The sequence below is a fragment of the Streptomyces sp. NPDC126497 genome (genome assembly GCF_040302425.1).
GTDB lineage: Bacteria > Actinomycetota > Actinomycetes > Streptomycetales > Streptomycetaceae > Streptomyces.
The window spans coordinates 1-21,923 of record NZ_JBEORT010000116.1; the positions used below are offsets into that span (position 1 = coordinate 1).

14 protein-coding genes are annotated in these 21,923 nt (G+C 73.0%); 9 read left to right on the forward strand and 5 right to left on the reverse strand.

Going from position 1 to position 21,923, the window contains the following annotated elements; genetic code table 11:
* On the forward strand, positions 1-2,937 hold a 2,937-nt coding region (locus tag ABTY20_RS30955; RefSeq protein WP_502991929.1), incomplete at its 5' end, for a coiled-coil domain-containing protein.
* 23 nt (positions 2,938-2,960) lie between these two features.
* Here the strand turns inward: ABTY20_RS30955 and ABTY20_RS30960 are convergent.
* Together ABTY20_RS30960 and ABTY20_RS30965 are read right to left on the reverse strand one after the other, a co-directional pair.
* A complete protein-coding gene (locus ABTY20_RS30960) occupies positions 2,961-3,758 on the reverse strand; it encodes an IclR family transcriptional regulator (protein ID WP_352000457.1) in 798 nt (265 codons plus the stop codon).
* Between the two features lie 111 nt (positions 3,759-3,869).
* Positions 3,870-4,466, reverse strand: coding sequence for a hypothetical protein (locus tag ABTY20_RS30965; RefSeq protein ID WP_352000458.1), 597 nt, complete (start codon positions 4,464-4,466; stop codon positions 3,870-3,872).
* Between the two features lie 416 nt (positions 4,467-4,882).
* On the opposite strand from ABTY20_RS30965, the gene ABTY20_RS30970 reads away from it, so the two are divergent.
* From ABTY20_RS30970 to ABTY20_RS30995, 6 genes are all read left to right on the forward strand, one after another.
* Positions 4,883-7,864 (forward strand): sensor histidine kinase, encoded by a 2,982-nt coding sequence (locus ABTY20_RS30970; RefSeq protein WP_352000459.1) that lies wholly within the window; start codon positions 4,883-4,885, stop codon positions 7,862-7,864.
* Complete coding sequence (locus ABTY20_RS30975) at positions 7,861-8,295, forward strand: roadblock/LC7 domain-containing protein (RefSeq protein ID WP_352000460.1); 435 nt, start codon at positions 7,861-7,863, stop codon at positions 8,293-8,295. The genes ABTY20_RS30970 and ABTY20_RS30975 overlap by 4 nt, the downstream gene beginning before the upstream one ends.
* 9 nt (positions 8,296-8,304) lie before the next feature.
* Positions 8,305-8,700 (forward strand): DUF742 domain-containing protein, encoded by a 396-nt coding sequence (locus ABTY20_RS30980; RefSeq protein WP_352000461.1) that lies wholly within the window; start codon positions 8,305-8,307, stop codon positions 8,698-8,700.
* A gap of 24 nt (positions 8,701-8,724) precedes the next feature.
* Positions 8,725-12,405, forward strand: coding sequence for a hydantoinase B/oxoprolinase family protein (locus ABTY20_RS30985; protein WP_352000462.1), 3,681 nt, complete (start codon positions 8,725-8,727; stop codon positions 12,403-12,405).
* The gene (locus ABTY20_RS30990; protein WP_352000463.1) at positions 12,386-12,991 is read left to right on the forward strand and encodes a GTP-binding protein; all 606 of its coding nucleotides are present in this window, start codon (positions 12,386-12,388) and stop codon (positions 12,989-12,991) included. The genes ABTY20_RS30985 and ABTY20_RS30990 overlap by 20 nt, the downstream gene beginning before the upstream one ends.
* A gap of 129 nt (positions 12,992-13,120) precedes the next feature.
* Entirely contained in the window at positions 13,121-13,657 is a 537-nt protein-coding gene (locus ABTY20_RS30995) for an NUDIX domain-containing protein (RefSeq protein WP_352000464.1), read from the forward strand.
* Here ABTY20_RS30995 and ABTY20_RS31000 read toward each other — a convergent pair.
* Positions 13,648-16,026: a glycoside hydrolase family 31 protein gene (locus ABTY20_RS31000; RefSeq protein WP_352000465.1), complete on the reverse strand. Its 2,379-nt coding sequence runs from the start codon at positions 16,024-16,026 to the stop codon at positions 13,648-13,650. The genes ABTY20_RS30995 and ABTY20_RS31000 overlap by 10 nt on opposite strands.
* A 214-nt stretch (positions 16,027-16,240) precedes the next feature.
* Between ABTY20_RS31000 and ABTY20_RS31005 the strand changes: the two genes are divergently transcribed.
* Both ABTY20_RS31005 and ABTY20_RS31010 read left to right on the forward strand, forming a co-directional pair.
* On the forward strand, positions 16,241-18,217 hold the full coding sequence (locus ABTY20_RS31005; RefSeq protein ID WP_352000466.1) for an acetoacetate--CoA ligase: 1,977 nt from the start codon (positions 16,241-16,243) through the stop codon (positions 18,215-18,217).
* A gap of 107 nt (positions 18,218-18,324) precedes the next feature.
* Positions 18,325-19,212 carry a DUF8829 domain-containing protein gene (locus tag ABTY20_RS31010; protein ID WP_352000467.1) on the forward strand — a complete coding sequence of 296 codons (888 nt, stop codon included), beginning with the start codon at positions 18,325-18,327 and terminating at the stop codon, positions 19,210-19,212.
* 79 nt (positions 19,213-19,291) lie between these two features.
* Here the strand turns inward: ABTY20_RS31010 and ptsP are convergent, their stop codons facing one another.
* A complete protein-coding gene (gene ptsP, locus ABTY20_RS31015; protein WP_352000468.1) occupies positions 19,292-20,962 on the reverse strand; it encodes a phosphoenolpyruvate--protein phosphotransferase in 1,671 nt (556 codons plus the stop codon).
* A gap of 77 nt (positions 20,963-21,039) precedes the next feature.
* Positions 21,040-21,489, reverse strand: coding sequence for a PTS sugar transporter subunit IIA (locus tag ABTY20_RS31020; protein WP_352000469.1), 450 nt, complete (start codon positions 21,487-21,489; stop codon positions 21,040-21,042).
* Positions 21,490-21,923 lie beyond the last annotated feature (434 nt).

The window sequence follows — 21,923 nt, forward strand, 5'->3', positions numbered from 1 at the left end:
GCGGAACTCACCGCGGCCCGCGCGGCCGACGCGGCCACGGCGGCCGAGCGCGCCCACGAGAGCGAGCGCCGCACGGCCGCGTCCCTCGCCGCCGAACAACGGCTCGCGGAACTGCTGAGCCTGCCGGGAACGTCCGGCAGGCGGCGGGCCGCCGCACCGGGACAGCGCACGGACACCGACCGCGCCGCGGGGGATCCGGACATCGGGCCTTCCACAGGTGAGGGCGCCCTGACCGCCGAGGAACTCGACCGGTTCGCCGACGAGCTGGGCGAACTGCTCGCCGAGGCCGTCTCCTCCGCCGAACGGCAGCTGTTCGACCTGCGCACCGCCGCCGCGGACGACGCCCGGATCCTCGGAGCCCTCGGCGACGGCGGCCTGCTGCCGCCCAGGCCGGACGTGCTGGCGACGGTCGAGTTCCTCGGAGAACACGGGATTCCGGCCCTTCCGGGGTGGCGCTACCTCGCCCAGGCCGTCGATCCCGCGGACCACGCGCGGGTGCTGGCCGCCCGCCCGGAGCTGGTCGACGGCGTCATCATCACCGACCCGGACTCCCACCTCCGCGCCCGCGAGGCGCTGAGCGACGCCGCGCTGCTGCCCCGGTCCGCCGTCGCCGTCGGCACCGCCGCCGCCCTGCTCGCCCCCACCCCCGCGCCGGACACCGACACCGGGGACGTCTTCCTCGTACCGCCGAACCCCGCCATGCACGACGAGCACGCCGCCGACGAGGAACGGCAGGCGCTGCGCGCCCGGGCGACCGAGCGGGACGAGGAGATCCGCGCGCTCGCCGCCCGGCTCGGCAAGGACCGCGAACTGTCCGCGCGGCTCACCTCCTGGCGCACCGGCTGCCCTTCCGGACGGCTCGCTGAGCTGGCCGCCGCGGCCCACGAGGCGCGGGCCTTCGCCGAGGAGGCCGAGGCCGAACTGGCCGAGGCGCGCACCGTACGGACGGAGGCCGAGGAAGCCGCCGCCGAAGCCGTCGACGTCCGTGACGAGCGGCAGGAGGCCGCGCAGAAGGCCCGGCGCGCCGCCGACGCCCTCGCCGGACTCGCGTACCGGCTGCGGGAGCGGGCCGGCTGGCAGGTCAGGCTGCGCGAGCTCGCCGACGAGGCGACCGAGGCGGAGACACGCGCCCAGACCTGTCTGGAACGGGCGCGCGCCGCCGACGAGGACCGGCGCGGCGCCCAGCGGGCCGCCGACGACGCCCGGCGCACCGCACGTGCGCTGCGTGCCGAACGCTCCGAGATCGCGGGCGCCCCCGACGACGTGCCCGAGGACGGCACCGGAGCGCCGCAGGCGTCCCTGCCCGCGCTGCGCGAGGCCTACCGGGCCGCGTCCCAGGTGTACGAGAAGGTCGGCGTCGGCGCCGACCTGCGCGCCGAACAGGCCCGCGCGGAGAGCGACGAGAGCGCCGCCCGCGCCGAGCTGGACCGGCTCAGCAACAAGGTCCGCACCCGCGCCGAACAGCTGCTCCAGTCACCCGACGGCTCCGACGGGCCCAGCCGGCAGGCCGCCGCCGCCCGCGCCGAGGAGCTGGTGCAGCTCCTGGAGACCCGGATGTCCGGCGCGAGCGAGCAGCTCGGACGGCTGCGCGGCGAGGCCGAGCGGCTCGCGCCCGAGGACGGCGAGGCGCACACCGGGCTCCCCGACGAACTGGTGCCGCGCGACGCCGAGCACGCACAGGCCCTGCTGCGCACCGCCACCGCCGAACTCGCCTCCCGCAACGAGGCGTTGGAGCAGGCCCGGGAGACCCACGCCGAGCTGCTCGACGCGCACCGCGCCGCCGAGGACGCGGCCGGCGGCTTCGACGAGATCGCCGCCATGCTCCGCGACCTGCTGCGCGAACACGCTCCCGAGGAGGAGCGGGAAGAGCCCGAGCCCTATCCGGGCGGCCTGGACGAGGCCCGGCAGTCCGCCGCCGAGTCCCGCCGCTCACTGCGCGGCTGCGCCGCCGACCTGTCCGCGGCCGAGTCCGCCGTCCGCGAGGCGAGCGACGTCCTGGTCCGGCACGCCAACTCCACGCGCTACGAGCAGGTCCGCACCCCCGCGCGCCAGCAGATCCGCGAACTGCCCGCGTCCGCGCTGCCCGAGCACGCCCGGAAGTGGGCGGACGCCTTCGCGCCCCGGCTCCGGGTCCTCACCGACGAGCTGGAGCAGCTGGAGCGCAACCGCGACTCGATCGTGGACCGGCTGCGGGGCCTGGTGGAGTCCGCGCTCGCCACCCTCCGCTCGGCCCAGCGGCTGTCCCGGCTGCCGGAAGGCCTCGGCGAGTGGTCCGGGCAGGAGTTCCTGCGCATCCGTTTCGAGGAGCCCGACCAGGCCACCCTCACCGAGCGGCTCGGCGAGGTCGTCGACGAGGCGACCCGGGCGGCCCTCAGGAAGAACTCCGACCTGCGGCGCGACGGCATGTCCCTGCTGCTGCGCGGGGTCGCCGCCGCCCTCCACCCGAAGGGCGTCGCCGTCGAGATCCTCAAGCCGGACGCGGTACTGCGCGCCGAGCGGGTGCCCGTCGGGCAGATGGGCGACGTGTTCTCCGGCGGCCAGCTGCTCACCGCGGCCATCGCCCTGTACTGCACGATGGCCGCGCTGCGCTCCAACGACCGCGGCCGCGACAAGCACCGGCACGCCGGCACCCTGTTCCTGGACAACCCCATCGGCCGCGCCAACGCCACCTATCTGCTGGAGCTCCAGCGGGCGGTCGCCGACGCGCTGGGCGTCCAGCTGCTGTACACCACCGGCCTGTTCGACACGACGGCGCTCGCGGAGTTCCCGTTGGTCATCCGGCTGCGCAACGACGCCGACCTGCGGGCCGGCCTGAAGTACATCAGCGTGGAGGAACACCTCCGGCCGGGGCTTCCCCAGCAGGACCCGGCCGAGGAGGCGCACAGCGAGATCACGGCGACCCGCATGTTCAAGCGGCCCGCCCCGGCAGGCGGCTGACCGGGCGTCACCACGGCCGCGGCTCAGAAGCCGTAGCCCATGCGCCGGGACAGCTCGGCCGCCGCCGTGACCGTCCGGCCGCCCAGCCAGGGCAGCCGGTCCGCGCGCAGCCGGTACACCGGACCCGAGACGCTGATCGCCGCGATCACCGTGCCCTCGTACGAGCGGACCGGCGCCGCGACGGCCGCGAGGCCCAGCTCCAGTTCCCCGAGCGTGGTGGCGTAGCCCCGCTCGACCACCGTCTCCAGCTCGGCGCGCAGCTCCGGCGCCGTGGTGACCGTCCCCTCCGTGAACCGGCGCAGCGGGCGGACGAGATGGCCCTCACGGACGGCGGGCGGCAGGTGGGCCAGGAACACCTTGCCGCCGGCGGTGGCGTGCAGCGGGGTGCGCCTGCCGAGCCAGTCCTGCGCGGTGACCGACGCCGTGCCCCGGGCCTGCATGATGTTGACGGCGGCGTCGTCGTCCAGCACCGCTATGTTCACCGTCTCGCCCAGCTCGTCGGCGAGCTCCCGGCACACCGGGACGCCCTCCTGCGAGATGTCCAGCCGCACGGCCGCCGCACCCGCGAGGCGCAGCATCCCGGCACCCAGCCGGTACTTGCCGCGGTCCTTCGTCCGGGTCACCAGCCCGCGGTTCTCCAGGACACCGAGCAGCCGGAAGGCCGTGGACTTGTGCACGCCCAGTTCGCCGGCGATCTCCGTGACGCCCGCCTCGCCGTGCCGCGCGAGGCTCTCCAGCACGCTCACCGCACGGTCCACCGACTGCACGGCACTCGTCGTGGCGTTCCCGTTCCTCCCGGGCTGTTCCCGCTCGCCGGTCATGGCTCGGCTCTCACCCTCTGTCGGTAACCGTCGCGCAGGGCGCCCGCCGACGTGCCGTACGCGATCTCAGCGTACCGAGAGCCCGGCACGCAGCCCGATGGGCCCTCGGCCTCAGGGGTGCGACAGCTGCCCGGCTCCGCCCCGGCGGCGTATTCGCGCTCGCGCCCGCTGGGCGGAGCGCTCCTGGCGGCGGGCACGGCGACGCTCGCGCCGCAGGGCCCGCGCGGTGCTGCTCGGCGCGGACACCACGCCGTTGCGCTGGTTCCAGACCTGGCGGGTCACCCAGACGTCCAGGACCGCCCAGGTCGCCAGGATCGTACTGACGACGCTGCTGACGACCATGGGGAACGCCAGCCAGGACCCGGCCAGTGTGCACAAGAAGGCCACCATGGCCTGAAACAGCGTCACCGCGATGACGAGCACCGCCCGCACGGCCGACGTCCGCACCGGATCCGGCAGCCGGCGCCTCCGGGCCGGCTCCTCGACCCACAGCGGCCGGTGGACGGCCTTGCCGCCGAAGCCACCGGGCTCACCCGTGCCCCGCGCGGTCTCCCGCGCCGCCCCGTACGCGGTCGCCGCACCACCGCGCCCACCGGCCGCGGCGTGTCCGGGCGCGATCGTCCCGCGTCCGGACGCCCCGGCGTCCCACCCCGCCGCCCGCGCCGCCGTGCCCTCCTCGGGCGCCCCGCGCCGCTCCGCCGTGCCCATCAACGTGTCACTCCCCACCGCCGGCAGACCGCTCACCCGGATTCGGAAACCCGGTTCCCCAGTGGCTGCCCGGCTTGCGCTGTTCTACGCCGCCCGGGTGCGGGACGCGGCTCCTGTGGCCGATTCCGCCCCCATGTCCCACAGAGAGGACGAACGGCACGTCGTGAAGATTCCCGGCCGGAAAAGAAACCGGCCAACCGTCCCCGTCCGCCCGGAAGGCCGGCCCGGACGCGCGCCCCCGATTCCGGGAGGCAATCTCCCGTAATGGCCGGACAACTCCCCCTCTCCCGCCCCCGGAGCGGAACCGCAGCCTCCAGAAGGCTCTTCGAGTTCACCCCGGCTCGGTAGTAGGCTCGCGCCGTTTGTTGACGCACCTGTGTACCCCCGGCCGGTCGGGGGCCGAGCTGGGGGAGGCCATGCGCTTTCGCGGGAAGTCCATCCGCCGGAAGATCGTGGCGCTGCTTCTCGTGCCGCTGTTGTCCCTGACGGCGATCTGGGCCTACACCACGGTGCTCACGGGCCGCGAGGCACGTCATCTCTTCGACGTGTCGTCCGTGATGGAGGAGGTCGGCTACCCCGTCGAGGACACCGTCCGCGTCCTCCAGCAGGAGCGCCGGCAGACCCTCGTCTATCTCGCCGACCCCCGTGCCTCCGACGGACTCGCCGCGCTGCGGCGCAGCCGCTCCGCCACCGACGAGGCCGTCGCCGACGTCCGCAGGAGCGCGACGAACGCCGACGTGCGCGGGGCCATGCACGGGGACTCCGGCGAACTGAGCGCGGTGCTGGACTCCCTCGAGGGCATCGAGTCCCTGCGCCGCAACGTCGAGGACGGCACCGTCGACCGCTCCCAGGCACTCGACCTCTACAACAGGCTGATCGACCCGTGCTACGTCCTGCTGGCCAATCTGCACGTGGTTGAGGACGTCGAACTCGACAAGCAGTACCGCGCCCTCGTCAGCCTCGCCCGCGCCCGCGAACTCCTCTCCCGGGAGGACGCCCTGCTCGGCTCCGCCCTGATCGTCGGTGAACTCTCCCGCGCCGAAGTACGGACGGTCTCCGACCTCGTGGCCCAGCGCACCCTGATGTACGACGCCGGTCTGCCGCAACTGCCCGCGTCCGAGCGCGACCGCTACGAGACCTTCTGGAAGAACGCCGCGTCCGCCCCGCTGCGGGTGGGCGAGGAGGCGGCCGTCTCCTCCGGCGCCGGGACACCCCGTGGGATCACGGCCAAGGGCTGGGACATCGCCGCCGGCAAGGTGCTCTCCGAGCTCGGCACCCTCAACGACCGGGCGGCCGACCGCTACCAGGACCGTGTCCGCCCCGTCGCCATGGGCGTCATCACCCGGGCCGTCATCGCCGGTGTCCTCGGACTGGCCGCCCTCCTGGTCTCCCTCGTCCTCTCCGTACGCGTGGGCCGCGGACTCATCCGGGACCTGCGCCAGCTGCGCCTGGAGGCCCATGAGGCGTCGGGCGTGCGGCTGCCCAGCGTGATGCGCCGCCTCTCGGCGGGCGAACAGGTCGACGTCGAGACCGAGGTCCCGCACCTGGAGTACGACAAGAACGAGATGGGAGAGGTCGGCCAGGCCCTCAACACCCTCCAGCGCGCCGCCGTGGAGGCCGCCGTCAAACAGGCCGAGCTGCGCGCCGGTGTCTCCGAGGTGTTCGTCAACCTCGCCCGCCGCAGCCAGGTCCTGCTGCACAAGCAGCTCACCCTGCTGGACACCATGGAGCGCAGGACCGAGGACACCGAGGAACTCGCCGACCTGTTCCGGCTGGACCACCTGACCACCCGCATGCGCCGGCACGCCGAGGGCCTGGTGATCCTCTCCGGCGCCGCGCCCTCCCGGCAGTGGCGCAAACCCGTCCAGCTCATGGACGTCGTACGCGCCTCCGTCGCCGAGGTCGAGGACTACGAACGCATCGAGGTCCGCCGGCTGCCGAGGGTCGCCGTGACCGGTCCGGCCGTCGCCGACCTCACCCACCTCGTGGCCGAACTGCTGGAGAACGCCACGGTGTTCTCCCCACCGCACACCGCGGTCCAGGTCCTCGGCGAGCGCGTGGCCAACGGTTTCACCCTGGAGATCCACGACCGCGGACTCGGCATGGCGGCCGACGCCCTTCTGGACGCCAACCTCAGACTCGCCGAGACCCCCGAGTTCGAGCTCTCCGACACCGACCGGCTCGGGCTGTTCGTGGTCAGCCGTCTCGCCCAGCGCCAGAACGTCCGGGTCTCCCTGCAGCCCTCCCCGTACGGTGGCACCACAGCGGTCGTCTTCATCCCCGACGCACTGCTGACGGACGACGTCCCGGACACCAACGGCGTCGGCTTCCGCCTCGACCGCCCCCGGCGCACCAAGGACCGCGAACCGGAGGAGAACCGCCGCGCCGCGCTCTCCCAGGTGCCCGTGCAGTTGCCCCGGCTCCCCGCCTCGCTGCTGGACGGACCGGTCGAGCTCGAAGCCCCCGTCGACCTGGACGCACTCGACGGCTTCCCCGGGGTCCTGGACGACGAGGACAGCCGGCGCGGCGGCCTCTTCCGCCCCCGCTCCCTCGGCGGCGCCCGGGAGGAGCGGCCCGGCCGTGAACACCCCCGGCGGGCCGCCGGTACGCAGGAGGGGGCGGACCCGGTCGGAGACGACCGGAACGCCCCGGCGCCGCCGGCCCGCAGGGGTGCGCCCAAGCTGGTCAGCTCCCACGGACGCCCGGTCCGCGAAGCGCGCACCCGTACGGAGCGCACGGACGAGAAGGGAACCCCCGCCGCTTCGGCCCGGCCCGAGCCGGAGACGGGATCCCCGCTGCCCGCCCGCCACCGGGACGAGGACGTCACGGGACGCCGAAGCCCCGGCCGTCCGGCTTCGGAGGCACTGCCCCCGCTGCCCGCGCGCCGCCGCACCGAACGGCCCTCCTCCGACGCCGGCCGCGAACAGCCGGACGCACCGCCGCCACTGCCCGCCCGCCGGCGGGACCCCGGTCCCTCCCGTCCCAGGACCGGCACCGGGGACCGGAAGGACACCCCGGCGCCTTCCGGTCCCGTGCGCGACGACCGGCCGGAGCCCTCCGCCGGCCTTCCCCGGCGCACCCGCCGCCCCGCCGGCACGGCGAGCGGCCCCGACGACTCCTCGCCGGCCACGGGCGGCGCGGACGACGCCGCACGAACCGGCGGCGGCCCGCTGCCCCGGCGCGTACGACAGGCCAGTCTCGCCCCGCAGCTCAAGCGCAGCGCCGAACGGGGGAACGAGGACAGGGCCCGGCCCGTTGAACGGGATGCCGACGAAGTCCGCAGCCGCATGGCCTCGCTCCAGCGCGGCTGGCAGCGCGGCCGCGAGGAGAACGCCGCCGGCGACGAAGCCGACAGCGGCACAGCACCACGACGAACGACAGAGGGGGACGGTCGATGACCGCACCGAGGGCCACCGGCCACACCACGACCGACAAGGGGGAGCTGAACTGGCTCCTCGACGACCTGGTGGACCGCGTCGCCAGTATCCGCAAGGCGATCGTGCTCTCCGGGGACGGCCTGCCCACGGGCGCGTCCAAGGACCTCACCCGGGAGGACAGCGAGCACCTGGCCGCCGTCGCCTCCGGCTTCCACAGCCTCGCCAAGGGCGTGGGCCGCCACTTCGAGGCCGGCGACGTCCGTCAGACCGTCGTCGAACTCGACGAGGCGTTCCTCTTCGTCACCGCCGCCGGCGACGGCAGCTGCCTCGCCGTCTTCGCGGACGCCGACTCGGACGTCGGACAGGTCGCCTACGAGATGACGCTTCTGGTGAAGCGGGTCGGTGCGCATCTGGGCGCCGCCCCGCGCACCGATCTGCCCTCGGGCGGGTAGTGGGATGGCATGAGCGCTGACGGTCAGGGGAGAAGCCACTGGTTCGACGACGAGGCCGGACCGGTCGTCCGCCCGTACGCCATGACGCGGGGCCGCACCACCAGTGCGGCCCAGCACCGCCTCGACCTGATCGCGGTGGTCGTCACGGAGCCGCACGCGGACGATCCGGAGGCCGATCCCACGCTCTCCCCGGAACACGTGGACATCGTCGAACTGTGCCGCGAGACCTCGCAGACGGTCGCCGAACTCTCCGCCGAGCTCGACCTGCCGGTCGGAGTGGTCCGTGTCCTCGTCGGGGATCTCGTGGAATCGGAACTCGTCCATGTGAACCGGCCGGTACCCCCGGCCGAGCTGCCGGACGAGAGTATTCTGCGCGACGTGATCAACGGCCTCCGGGCGCTGTGACCGGCGCGGAAGCGGGATACTGACGTGACAGGCTGGCAGTTCTGGGTCGACCGAGGCGGCACCTTCACCGACATCGTCGCGAAGCGGCCCGACGGCCGGCTGCTGACGCACAAGGTGCTGTCCGACCATCCGGCTCCGGAACACTCCCGGCACGGGAGCCGGGGGACGCGCGGCACCGACGCGGCGGTCGTGGGCGTCCGCGAGCTGCTGGCCGGATCCGACGCCCCCGTCGACGCCGTGCGCATGGGGACCACCGTCGCCACCAACGCCCTCCTCGAGCGCAAGGGCGAACGGACCCTGCTGGTCGTCACCCGCGGCTTCCGCGACGCCCTGCGCATCGCCTACCAGAACCGCCCCCACATCTTCGCCCGCCGCATCGACCTGCCCGAGCCGCTGTACGAACGGGTCGTCGAGGTGGACGAACGCGTCGCCGCCGACGGCACCGTCCTGCGCGCCCCCGACCTGGACGCCCTCGCCGGGCCGCTGCGGCAGGCCTACACCGACGGCATCCGGGCCGTCGCCGTGGTCTGTCTGCACGGCCATCTCCACCCCGCCCACGAGCAGGCGGTCGGAGAGCTCGCCGCCCGCACCGGCTTCCCGCAGATCTCGCTGTCCAGCGAGGTCAGCCCCCTGACGAAACTCGTCCCGCGCGGCGACACCACCGTCGTCGACGCCTACCTCTCGCCCGTGCTGAGGCGTCACGTCCGCCATGTCGCCGACGAACTCGACGGCGTCCGGCTGATGTTCATGCAGTCCAACGGCGGCCTCACCGAAGCCGGGCGGTTCCGCGGCAAGGACGCCGTCCTGTCCGGCCCGGCCGGCGGCATCGTCGGCATGGCCCGCATGTCGCAGCTCGCCGGCTTCGACCGGGTCATCGGCTTCGACATGGGCGGTACCTCCACCGACGTCTCGCACTTCGCGGGCGAGTACGAACGCGTCTTCACCGCACAGATCGCCGGGGTCCGGCTGCGCGCGCCCATGCTGGACATCCACACCGTCGCCGCCGGCGGCGGCTCGGTCCTCCACTTCGACGGCTCCCGCTACCGCGTGGGGCCGGACTCCGCGGGCGCGGACCCGGGCCCCGCCTGCTACCGCCGCGGCGGCCCGCTCACGGTCACCGACGCCAACGTCATGCTCGGCCGCATCCAGCCCGCCCGCTTCCCCGCGGTGTTCGGCCCGAACGGCGACCGCCCCCTCGACGACGCGCTCGTCCGCGACCGCTTCACCGCCCTCGCCGGCGAGATCCGCGAGCGGACCGGTGACGACCGCACCCCCGAGCAGGTCGCCGAGGGCTACCTGCGGATCGCCGTCGCCGACATCGCCGGCGCGGTGAAGCGGATCTCCGTGCAGCAGGGGCACGACATCACCCGGTACACCCTCACCACCTTCGGCGGAGCGGGCGGACAGCACGCGTGCATGGTCGCCGACTCCCTCGGCATCCGCACCGTCCTCGTCCCGCCCATGGCGGGCGTCCTGTCCGCCCTCGGCATCGGCCTCGCCGACACCACGGCCATGCGGGAACGCTCCGTCGAAGCCCCCCTGGAACCGGCCTCCATGCCCGGCGTCCACAGGACCGCCGACGATCTGGAGACGGCGGCCCGCGCACACCTCCTCGCCGAGGACGTGCCCGAGGAGCGCATCGAGGTCACCCGTCGCGCCCAGCTCCGCTACGACGGCACCGACACCACCCTCACCGTCGAGCTGACCGAACCGGAGACGATGCGGCACGCCTTCGAAGAACGTCATCGCGCCACGTACTCCTTCACGCTCGACCGTCCGATCGTCGTCGAAGCCCTCTCCGTCGAAGCCACCGGCCTCACCGACCCCCCCGACCTCTCCGCCCTCGCCCCCCGCGGGGGCACCCCGCGGCACGGCACCGACGCACCGCGGGCCGTCCGCCTCCACACCGGCGGCGCCTGGCGCGACGTACCCCTCCACCGCCGCGAGGACCTTCCCCCCGGTGAAACCGTCACCGGCCCGGCGATCATCACCGAATCCGGCGCGACGACCGTCGTCGACGACGGCTGGCGGGCCGCGGCGACCGACGACGGGCATCTGGTCGTGGAACGCGTCGCGGTCACGCGGAGTTCCGACGCCGGAACGGAAGCCGACCCCGTCCTGCTCGAGGTCTTCAACAACCTCTTCATGTCCATCGCCGAACAGATGGGCGCCCGCCTCGAGTCCACCGCCCAGTCCGTCAACATCAAGGAGCGCCTGGACTTCTCCTGCGCCCTCTTCGACCCCGACGGAAACCTGGTGGCCAACGCCCCGCACATCCCCGTCCACCTGGGCTCGATGGGCACCGGCGTCAAGGAGGTCATCCGGCGGCGCGGCCCGTCGATGCGCCCCGGCGACACCTACGCCGTGAACGACCCGTACCACGGCGGCACCCACCTGCCCGACGTCACCGTCATCACCCCGGTCTTCGGCACCGGACCCGCCGACGGCACGGAGAGTGACCGGAAGGTCCTCTTCTACGTCGCCTCACGCGGCCACCACGCCGAGATCGGCGGCATCGCCCCGGGCTCCATGCCGGCCCACAGCCGCACCATCGACGAGGAGGGCGTCCTCTTCGACGACTGGCTGCTCACCGAGGACGGCCGCTTCCGCGAGGAGGAGACCCGCCGCCTGCTCACCGAGGCCCCCCACCCCTCCCGCAACCCCGAGACCAACCTCGCCGACCTGCGCGCCCAGATCGCCGCCAACCACAAGGGCGTCGACGAGGTCGGCCGCATGATCGAGGACTTCGGCCTCGACGTCGTCCAGGCCTACATGAAGCACGTCCAGGACAACGCCGAGGAAGCGGTGCGCCGCGTCATCGACGTCCTCGACGACGGCGCGTGCGCCTACGAGACGGACTCCGGCGCCGTCATCCGCGTACGCGTCCGGGTGGACCGGGAGAACCGGAACGCGACCATCGACTTCACCGGGACGTCGGCCCAGCTGCCCACCAACTTCAACGCCCCCCTCTCGGTCGTCAACGCGGCCGTCCTGTACGTCTTCCGCACCCTGGTCGCCGACGACATCCCGCTCAACGACGGTTGTCTGCGACCGCTGGACATCATCGTGCCGCCGGGTTCCATGCTGGCTCCCGAGCCGCCGGCCGCCGTCGTCGCCGGCAACGTGGAGACCTCCCAGGCCGTGACCGGCGCCCTGTACGCGGCCCTCGGCGTCCAGGCGGAGGGCTCCGGCACCATGAACAACGTCACCTTCGGCAACGCCCGCCACCAGTACTACGAAACCGTCGCCTCCGGCTCGGGCGCCGGGGACGGCTTCCCCGGAGCCTCCGTCGTACAGACCCACATGACCAACTCCCGGCTCACCGACCCCGAGATCCTGGAAGGGCGGCTCCCGGTCCGCCTCGAGGAGTTCGCGGTGCGCCGCGGCAGCGGCGGCGCCGGACGGTGGCGCGGCGGTGACGGAGCCGTACGCCGCATCCGCTTCCTGGAACCCATGACGGTCTCCACACTGGCCCAGCACCGCAGGGTCCCCCCGTACGGCATGGCGGGCGGTGCGCCCGGCGCACCGGGCGCCCACCGGATCGAACGGGCGGACGGCACGGTCACCCGGCTCGCCGGAAGCGACTCGGCGGAGGTGGGCCCCGGCGACGTACTCGTCGTGGAAACCCCCGGCGGCGGGGGATACGGCCCGCCGCCCGACCCCCATCAAGCAGGAGAAGTGATCGATGATCTTCGGGCGTTCTGAGCGCGGCAAGCCCCCGGTCGAGCCCGTCACGCTCAAGATCCTGGTGGCCGGAGGCTTCGGCGTGGGCAAGACCACGCTCGTCGGCGCGGTCAGCGAGATCAGGCCGCTGCGCACCGAGGAACTCCTCACCGAGGCAGGGCGCCCGGTCGACGACACCAGCGGTGTGGAGGCGAAGAGCACCACCACCGTGGCCATGGACTTCGGTCGCATCACGCTCCGCGAGGACCTGGTGCTGTACCTCTTCGGCACACCCGGCCAGGAGCGGTTCTGGTTCATGTGGGACGAGTTGTCCGAGGGCGCCCTCGGAGCCGTCGTCCTCACCGACACCCGGCGGCTGGAGGACTGTTTCGCGGCCATCGACTATTTCGAGCGGCGCGCCATCCCGTTCCTCGTCGGCGTCAACTGCTTCGACGGAGCAGCCCGGTACCCGGCCGAGGACGTCCGCCGCGCCCTCGATCTCGACGACCACGTGCCGCTGCTGATGTGCGACGCACGGGACCGCGAGTCGGTCAAGGAGACCCTCGTCGGCGTCGTCCAGCACGCCATGGCCCAGGCCGCACAGCGACGCCAGACGGTCGGCACCTGAGAGGACGGCAGGTCCGCCGGCCCGTACTCCCGCCGACCGGAGTACGGGCCGGCGCGCGGAGAGCCGCGCACCACGCGCGTGTCAGCCGCCCCCGAAGACGCCCCCACCGTGATCGGATACAGTCCGCGCGTGTCCGAAACCCATGTCACGGTTCCCCACTCCGCGCCGGGCTCCCACTGTTCGAGCTGTGGCACGCCCTTCGGGGAGGACGTCTCCGGCTGGCCCCGCACCTGCCCGTCCTGCGGCACCGTCGCCTACCGCAACCCGCTGCCGGTCGCGGTGGCCCTCCAGCCCGTGCACGACGCACAGGGCACCGGCCTCGTCGTCATCACCCGCACCATCGCGCCCGCGCGCGGGCGTACCGCCCTGCCCGGCGGCTACGTGGACGACCGGGAGGACTGGCGCCGGGCCGTCGTCCGTGAACTCGAGGAGGAGACCGGCATCGACGCGGCGAGCCGTGACGTACGGCTCGCCGACGCCATGAGTTCGCCCGACGGACACCTGCTGCTGTTCGGCCTCCTCCCGGAACGCCCCGCGGAAGACCTGCCGCCCTTCACCGCCACCGAAGAGACCGGGGGCCGCCACCTGCTGCGCCGCCCGGAGGAACTCGCTTTCCCCCTGCACACCCTGGCCGCACGGGCCTGGTTCGAGGGCCGCTACACCTGACCCCCGCCCCTGCCCAGGCCGCGGACGCGCACCGGGCAGGACGGCTCCGCGCCGCCGTTCCCGCCCTCCCGCTCGACGACGATCCGCGGGCCCGACCACCGCACCGTGTAACGCTCGGTCTCCGGCTCCTCCCACCCCTCGCCGACGTCCGGCACGACCAGGCCGCCCCCCGTCCGTCCCCGGGCGGGCGCCCACACCTCCAGCTCCGGACCGCCGTCCTCCCCCAGCACCGGAAGAACGGCGCCCCCGCGCGCGAACACCGGTATCCGCCCCACCGGCGCGTCGACCCGCACCCGGGCCGGCCCGTCGTACGCCCGTTCCGTCGCGGTGTCGTACCACCGCCCGTGGGGCAGCCGGACCGTCCGCCGCTCCGTACCCGGAGCGAGCACCGGCGCCACCAGCAGACAGTCACCGAGCAGAAAGGCGTCCTCGCAGTCGCGCAACGCGCGGTCCTCGGGCGCCGACCACCACAACGGCCGCGCATACGGCACTCCGGTGCGCCGGGCCAGATGCGCGAGCGTCGTGAAGTACGGCAGCAGCCGCCGGCGTTCCACGAGCGTCCCGCGTGCGTGCTCCAGGACGTCGGCGCCGAACTCCCACGGCTCGCCCCGGCCCGCGCGCCCGCCGGCACGGGTGCGGAAGAACGGCAGATAAGCCCCCAGCTGGAGCCCGCGCAGGTACAGCTCGGGCGAGGTCTGCGCCTCGGAGCCGCCGATGTCCGGGCCCGCGCAGGGAACACCGCACAGGCCCGCCCCCAGCACCAGGGACAGGGAGGCCCGCAGCCCGGACCACCCCGCCACCACCCCGCCCGACCACGCTCCGCCGTACCGCTGCACACCGGCCCACCCGGAACGCGAGAGCACGAACGGCCGTTCCCGGGGCGCCCGCTCCCGCAGCCCCTCGTACGCCGCCCGGGCCATGCACAGTCCGTACACGTTGTGCGCCTCGCGGTGGTCGCCCCCGCGCCCGTCCAGCACATGGCGCGCCGACCGAGGCAGCGTCGGCTCGCCGAAGGCGGTGAAGGACGTCGGCTCGTCCATACCGTGCCAGAAACCGGCGAACCCCTGTGCCGACCGCTCCGTGTACAGGCCGCCCCACCACGCACGCACGCGCGCGTGCGTGAAGTCCGGGAAGACCGCTTCGCCGGCCCACCCGGTCCCTTCCACCACCCGCCCCGAGGCGTCCCGCACGAACGCGTCCCGCTCCACCCCGCCGTCGTACACCGTGGTGCCGGGCGCCACGCCGACCGCCGGACCGACCACCGACACCAGCCTGATCCCCTCACGCCGCAGCTCGTCGGCGAGAACCGGCAACCCGGGGAACCGCTCCTGGCCGGCGGTGGACACCCGACGGGCGTCGACGTGGCCGACGCCGAGGTGGACGGCGTCGAGCGGCAGCCCGTGCTCCCGGTGCCCCGCGACGATCCGCCGCACCTCCTCCTCGCCGTCGGCAGCCCCCGGCACATGATGGTGACCGAGCGCCCACGCGGGCGGCAGCGACGGCGCACCGGTGAGCGACGCCCACACGAGCAGTACCCGCGCGGGCGTACCCACCATCACCCAGCAGCGCAGCGGGCCACCCTCCATCCGCAGCTCGCTCGTCCCCACCCGGTCATGTCCGGAACCGGCGCCCTCCGCACCCTCCCGCAGCGTCACGGTGCCGTCCCACGAGTTGTCGTGGAACACCAGGTGCGTGCCCGCGTCGGCCACCACCACCTGCACCGGCATCGTGACGGACGCCGGACCGTCGCCGGGACCGGCGGCGCGCCCGGGCGCCGTGCTCCACAGCCTGTACGTTCCGTCGCGCAGCCGGGGACCCGACGCACACCCCCCGAGCCCGAAGAAACGCGCGTCCGCCGGTACCTCGGACCGCTGCCTCCAGCGCGCGGCGCCACCACCCACCGGCTCCCACCACCGCGGCGGCAGATCGCGCCGCAGCGTCACGCCCCCCGGGGTGAGCACCTCCACCGCGCCGTGCCGCGAGACCGCCACCGTCACCCGCTCGGCCACCACCCGCCAGCCCCCGTCCTTGTCCGGCTCCAGCACGGCCCGCGGATCAGGATCGGGACAGCGGCCGGCCAGCGCGTACGACGGTTCGGGAGCGGCCCCGTCCCAGCCCCAGAAGACCGCCCCGTTCACCGCGACGAGGATCCGCAGCTCCGAGCGGTCGAACCTGACCAGCCCGCCGCCGAGCCCCGGCTCCACCTCCCGCACCGTCCCGGGCACCCGCGCCCGCACCGGTCCCCGCGGCGGCAGCCCGGTGGCGTCGGCCCGCCGCCTGCGCCACGCTGCCCGTACGGTACGCAACCCCTGAGCCGCCCCCGCCCAGCCGACCGATTTCACCGAACACACCAGGTCACGACCCTCCATGCTTGCTCACCCTGTCATTGACCGCGCCCACCGTGCAGGTCGTTCAACTGCCGTTCACCCATGATCGGGGCACATCTTCGCGACGCGGACTATGTGGGGAACACCCTGGTGCGGAAGTCGATCACATGGCATCGTCCCTGTCAGCCGCGTCACGCGCACACCCCAGCCCGTGCGCGGAGGACGCACACGACGCGCACAGTCCGGGAGCCGCCCCATGTCGACCGTGAACCCCCAGCCGCTCTGGCAGCCGAGCCGGGAACAGATCGCCCAGGCACGGATCACCGCGTTCCAGACGTGGGCCGCCGAACACCACGGCGCCCCCTCCGAGGGCGGCTACGCGGCGCTCCACCGCTGGTCCGTGGACGAGCTGGACACCTTCTGGAAAGCGGTCACGGAGTGGTTCGACGTCCGTTTCTCGACCCCCTACGCGCGCGTGCTGGGCGACCGCACGATGCCCGGTGCCCAGTGGTTCCCCGGAGCCGCACTGAACTACGCCGAACACGCGCTGCGCGCCGCCGCCTCCCGCGCGGACGAAGCAGCCCTGCTGTACGTCGACGAGACCCATGACCCGCGCCCCGTCACCTGGGCCGAGCTGCGCCGCCAGGTCGGCTCCCTGGCGGCCGAACTGCGCTCCCTCGGCGTACGCCCCGGAGACCGGGTCAGCGGATACCTGCCGAACATCCCGCAGGCCGTCGTCGCCCTCCTCGCCACGGCGGCCGTGGGCGGCGTGTGGACCTCCTGCGCACCCGACTTCGGCGCCCGCAGCGTCCTCGACCGCTTCCAACAGGTCGAACCCGTCGTGCTGTTCACCGTCGACGGCTACCGCTACGGAGGCAAGGAACACGACCGCCGCGACGTCGTCGCCGAACTGCGCCGCGAACTGCCCACCCTGCGCGCCGTCGTGCATATCCCCCTGCTCGGCACCGGGGCCCCCGAGGGCGCACTCGACTGGTCCACCCTGACCGCCGCGGACACCGAACCGGTCTTCGAACAGGTGCCCTTCGACCACCCGCTGTGGGTGCTCTACTCCTCCGGCACCACCGGACTGCCCAAGGCGATCGTCCAGTCCCAGGGCGGCATCCTCGTCGAACACCTCAAGCAGCTCGGACTCCACTGCGACCTGGGCCCCGAGGACCGCTTCTTCTGGTACACCTCCACCGGCTGGATGATGTGGAACTTCCTCGTCTCCGGCCTCCTGACCGGAACGACGATCGTCCTGTACGACGGCAGCCCCGGCTATCCCGACACGGGCGCCCAGTGGCGCGTCGCCGAACGCACCGGCGCCACCCTCTACGGCACCTCGGCCGCGTACGTCATGGCGTGCCGCAAGGCCGGCGTCCACCCCTCGCGCGACTTCGACCTCTCCGCGGTGAAGTGCGTCGCGACCACCGGCTCCCCCCTGCCCCCCGACGGCTTCCGCTGGCTCCACGACGAGTTCGCCGCCGACGGGGCCGACCTGTGGATCGCCTCCGTCAGCGGAGGAACCGACGTGTGCTCCTGCTTCGCCGGAGCCGTACCGACCCTCCCCGTCCACATCGGCGAGCTCCAGGCCCCCGGCCTGGGCACGGACCTGCAGTCCTGGGACCCCAGCGGCAAGCCCCTGACCGACGAGGTCGGCGAACTCGTGGTCACCAACCCGATGCCCTCCATGCCGATCCGCTTCTGGAACGACCCCGACGGCACCCGCTACCACGAAAGCTACTTCGACACCTACCCCGGCGTCTGGCGGCACGGCGACTGGATCACCCTCACCTCCCGCGGCTCCGTCGTCATCCACGGCCGCTCCGACTCCACGCTCAACCGGCAGGGCGTCCGCATGGGATCGGCCGACATCTACGAAGCCGTGGAACGCCTCCCCGAGATCAGGGAATCCCTCGTCATCGGCATCGAACAGCCCGACGGAGGCTACTGGATGCCCCTGTTCGTCCACCTGGCGCCCGGAGCCGCCCTGGACGAAGACCTGCGCGACCGCATCAAGAGGACCATTCGCGAACACCTCTCGCCGCGCCACGTCCCCGACGAGGTCATCGAGGTACCCGGAGTCCCGCACACCCTCACCGGCAAGCGCATCGAAGTCCCGGTCAAGCGTCTCCTGCAGGGCACCCCGCTGGAAAAGGCGGTCAACCCGGGATCCATCGACGACCTCGGCCTGCTCGCCTTCTACGAGGAACTCGCGCGCAAGCGCTCCTGAGCCGACCACAGGTCACTCCCCGAGTACGCCATCGCCTCCTCCACCCGGACTGTCAGTGCCCACGATTACTGTGAGTGAGCATTGATCGACCGTGCAGAGGGGGAGACATGGCGTACACCGACCACCGGACCTTGCGACGCGTCCTGCACCGCGAAGTCGCGGGCACCATCGGCCTGCTGGCCGACGAGCACGACTTCCGCGCCATGCGGCGCTACCGCAGCTTCGTCTTCGACGACCACACCACCTACCTCGAACACATGGAAGCCGTCCTCAGGACGCGCGCACTGAAGGGCAGCCACACCACGGTGGCCCTCTTCGACCCCGAGGAGTACGCCGACTACTGCGCGAAGAAGGGCCTCGACCCCGACAACCACACCAGCCGCACACGGTTCACGGCCGAACTCGCGTCCACCGGCCCCACCGTCCCCTACGACGGCCGCCCACTGGCCGACCTCCTGCCCACCCTCGTCGACGAGGCCGTCCGCCGCGCCACCCGGGAGTACGCGGCCACGCTCCTCGCCCGCCTCGGCGCCTGCGCCTCGTGCGGCGAGGACCTGGGCCGTGCCGCCTTCACCCGTGCCTCGCACCTCCTCGTCCGCATCCTCGACACGGCCCCGCCCGGCGAGCGACACCTCGTGTGCAGCGTCTCCGGACCGCCCGAAACGCTCGTCGCCGTCCTGCACGCCGACGACATCCCCGGCGGCGTGGAACCCGACGAGTCCGAAGCCCTCGAGTTCACCACCGTCCTGGCGGTCGGCCTGGCCACCGGGAGGCCCGGCGGACTGGTCATGCGCACCACCGAACCCGGCAGCCACGACCGTGTCCACGGCTGGCGACTGCGCCCCCACGGCCTCGAGCCCCTCACCGCCGGCGAGGTCTTCGACGCCTACTGCACCGACGCCGAGTCCGGAGACCTCATCTCCCCGGAGTCCAACGTCGACTACTGCGAGCCGCCCGACCTCGGGGAGGGACCGAACCCGATCCACCACCACTGAGCCGGGAACGCCCGAGGGGCACCCCACCTCGGATGGAGCGCCCCTCGGGGACACCGGTCACCGACCGGCCCGGTCCCTGCTACTCGCCCGACAGCACCGCCTGGGCTGCGGCACGGGCGTCCGCGGCACTGTCCGTCGCCCGGGCCGCCGCCGCGGCCCGCTCGCACTGCGCCAGCGTGAACTTCGCCAGCGAGGTCCGCACGTACGGAATGGACGCCGCACCCATGGAGAGAGAGGTGACACCCAGACCGGTCAGCACACACGCGAGCAGCGGGTCGGAGGCGGCCTCACCGCAGACACCACAGCTCTTGCCCTCGGCCTTCGCCGCCTCGGCGGACAGTGCCACCAGGTCGAGCAGCGCGGGCTGCCACGGATCCTGCAGCCGGGAGACCGCGCCCACCTGACGGTCCGCGGCGAACGTGTACTGCGCGAGGTCGTTCGTGCCCAGCGACAGGAACTCCACCTCCTGCAGCACCGAGCGCGCCCGCAGCGCGGCCGACGGGATCTCGACCATCGCGCCGAACTTCGCCCGCAGCCCCGCCTCCCGGCAGGCGTCCGCGAAGGCCTTGGCGTCCGCCCGGTCGGCCACCATCGGGGCCATGACCTCGAGGTGGACGGGCAGTCCCTCGGCGGCCTCGGCCAGCGCCGTCAACTGCGTGCGCAGTACTTCGGGATGGTCGAGCAGCGTCCGCAGCCCGCGTACGCCCAGCGCCGGGTTCGGCTCGTCCGCCGGAGTCAGGAAGTCCAGCGGCTTGTCCGCGCCCGCGTCCAGCACCCGCACCACGACACGACCTTCGGGGAACGCCTCGAGCACCTGACGGTACGCCGTGACCTGCTTCTCCTTGGAAGGAGCCCTCTCGCCGTCGTCCAGGAACAGGAACTCGGTACGGAAGAGACCGACACCCTCCGCGCCCGCCTCGACGGCGGCCGCCACATCCGCGGGACCGCCGATGTTGGCCAGCAGCGGCACCTTGTGACCGTCGGCGGTCACACCGGGCCCGGTCGTCGCCGCCAGCGCCGCCTTGCGCTCGGCTGCCGCCGCCTCGAGCCGGGACTTCCTCTCGTCGCCCGGGTTCACGAAGACCTCGCCGGTGCTGCCGTCGACCGCTATCAGCGTCCCCTCGGCGAGCTCACCGGCACCCGGCAGGGCGACCACGGCGGGGACACCGAGAGCGCGGGCCAGGATCGCGCTGTGGCTGGTGGGACCGCCTTCCTCGGTGACGAAGCCGAGTACCAGCGTCGGGTCGAGGAGCGCCGTGTCCGCCGGGGCGAGATCACGGGCCACGAGGACGTACGGCTCGTCGCTGTCCGGCACACCCGGCATCGGCACCCCGAGCAGCCGCGCGACGATACGGTTCCGCACATCGTCGAGATCGGCCACCCGGCCCGCCAGGTACTCACCGGCGTTCGCCAGCAACTCGCGGTAGGCGGCGAACGCGTCGTACACCGCACGCTCGGCGGTGCTGCCGACGGCGATGCGCCGCTCCACATCGACCATGAGCTCGGGGTCCTGGGCCATCATGGCCTGTGCCTCGAGCACCGCCTGGGCCTCGCCCCCGGCGAGATTGCCGCGTGCCGTCAGATCGGCCGCGACCGCCTCCACGGCCTTGCGGGCGCGCCCCTGCTCACGCTCCGCCTCCTGCGCCGGGATCTGCTTGGCCGGCGGCTCGAGCACCGCCGTCCCCATGTGCCGTACCTCGCCGATCGCCACCCCATGGCTGACACCGACGCCTCGCAGCGTTGTCTCCATCTCACCCGTCTCCGGTAGAGCGGCGGGCTCCGCCGCCGCGTTGGTCGTCCTGGTGGCCCTCGTGGGAGGGCGACGCGTCACTTCCAGAGGAAGAGGACGTCGCCGGCCTTCACATCGCCGTCGTCGCGAAGTTCGGAGAGGGAGTCCGCCGTGGCTTCCAGAGCGACGACCGGGCACACCGGGGACTTGCCGGCGGCCTCGACGGCGGCAGGGTTCCATCGCACGATGCCCTGGCCGCGCGTCACGGTGTCGCCTTTGTTGACGAGCAGCTCGAAGCCCTCGCCGTTGAGCTGCACGGTGTCGATGCCGAGGTGGGTGAGCACGCCGTGCCCGTTCTCGTCGACGACGACGAAGGCGTGCGGATGCAGGGAGACGATCACACCGTCGACGGGGGAGACGGCCTCGGAGGGCTCCCGCGCGGGGTCGATCGCCGTACCCGGGCCGACCATCTCCCCGGAGAAGACCGGGTCGGGAACGGACACCAGTCCGATGGCCCGTCCTGCAATCGGGGACGTCACGGTGGTCATGGGGAGCCTCCCAGGCGTGGAGATCTGTACGTACGCCGCCGTCACTGCCTGCCTCCGGCGCGCTGTTCAGCAGCGTATGTCATATGACGTACCGGTTCCGGAGGACAGGTCCGGATCGGTGGTCTAGACGAGAGGTCTAGACCACACACCCTAATCGATTTGCACGTGGTCCGCGACCCCGTGTAGAGTCGTAGTCCTGCTTGAGGGTGAGGGATGTGAACGAGCGTCCTCCGCTCAGCAGCAATCCAACTCGTCAGATCCTAAGTTCGGATCACTTTCTGCATGTCTGCGGAACGGTGGTCAAGGGGCCGGGGAAACACTGGTAGAGTTGGGAACACAGAAGGGAAGCGCCCGGAGGAAAGCCCGCGAGGGTGAGTACGAAGGAAGCGTCCGTTCCTTGAGAACTCAACAGCGTGCCAAAAGTCAACGCCAGA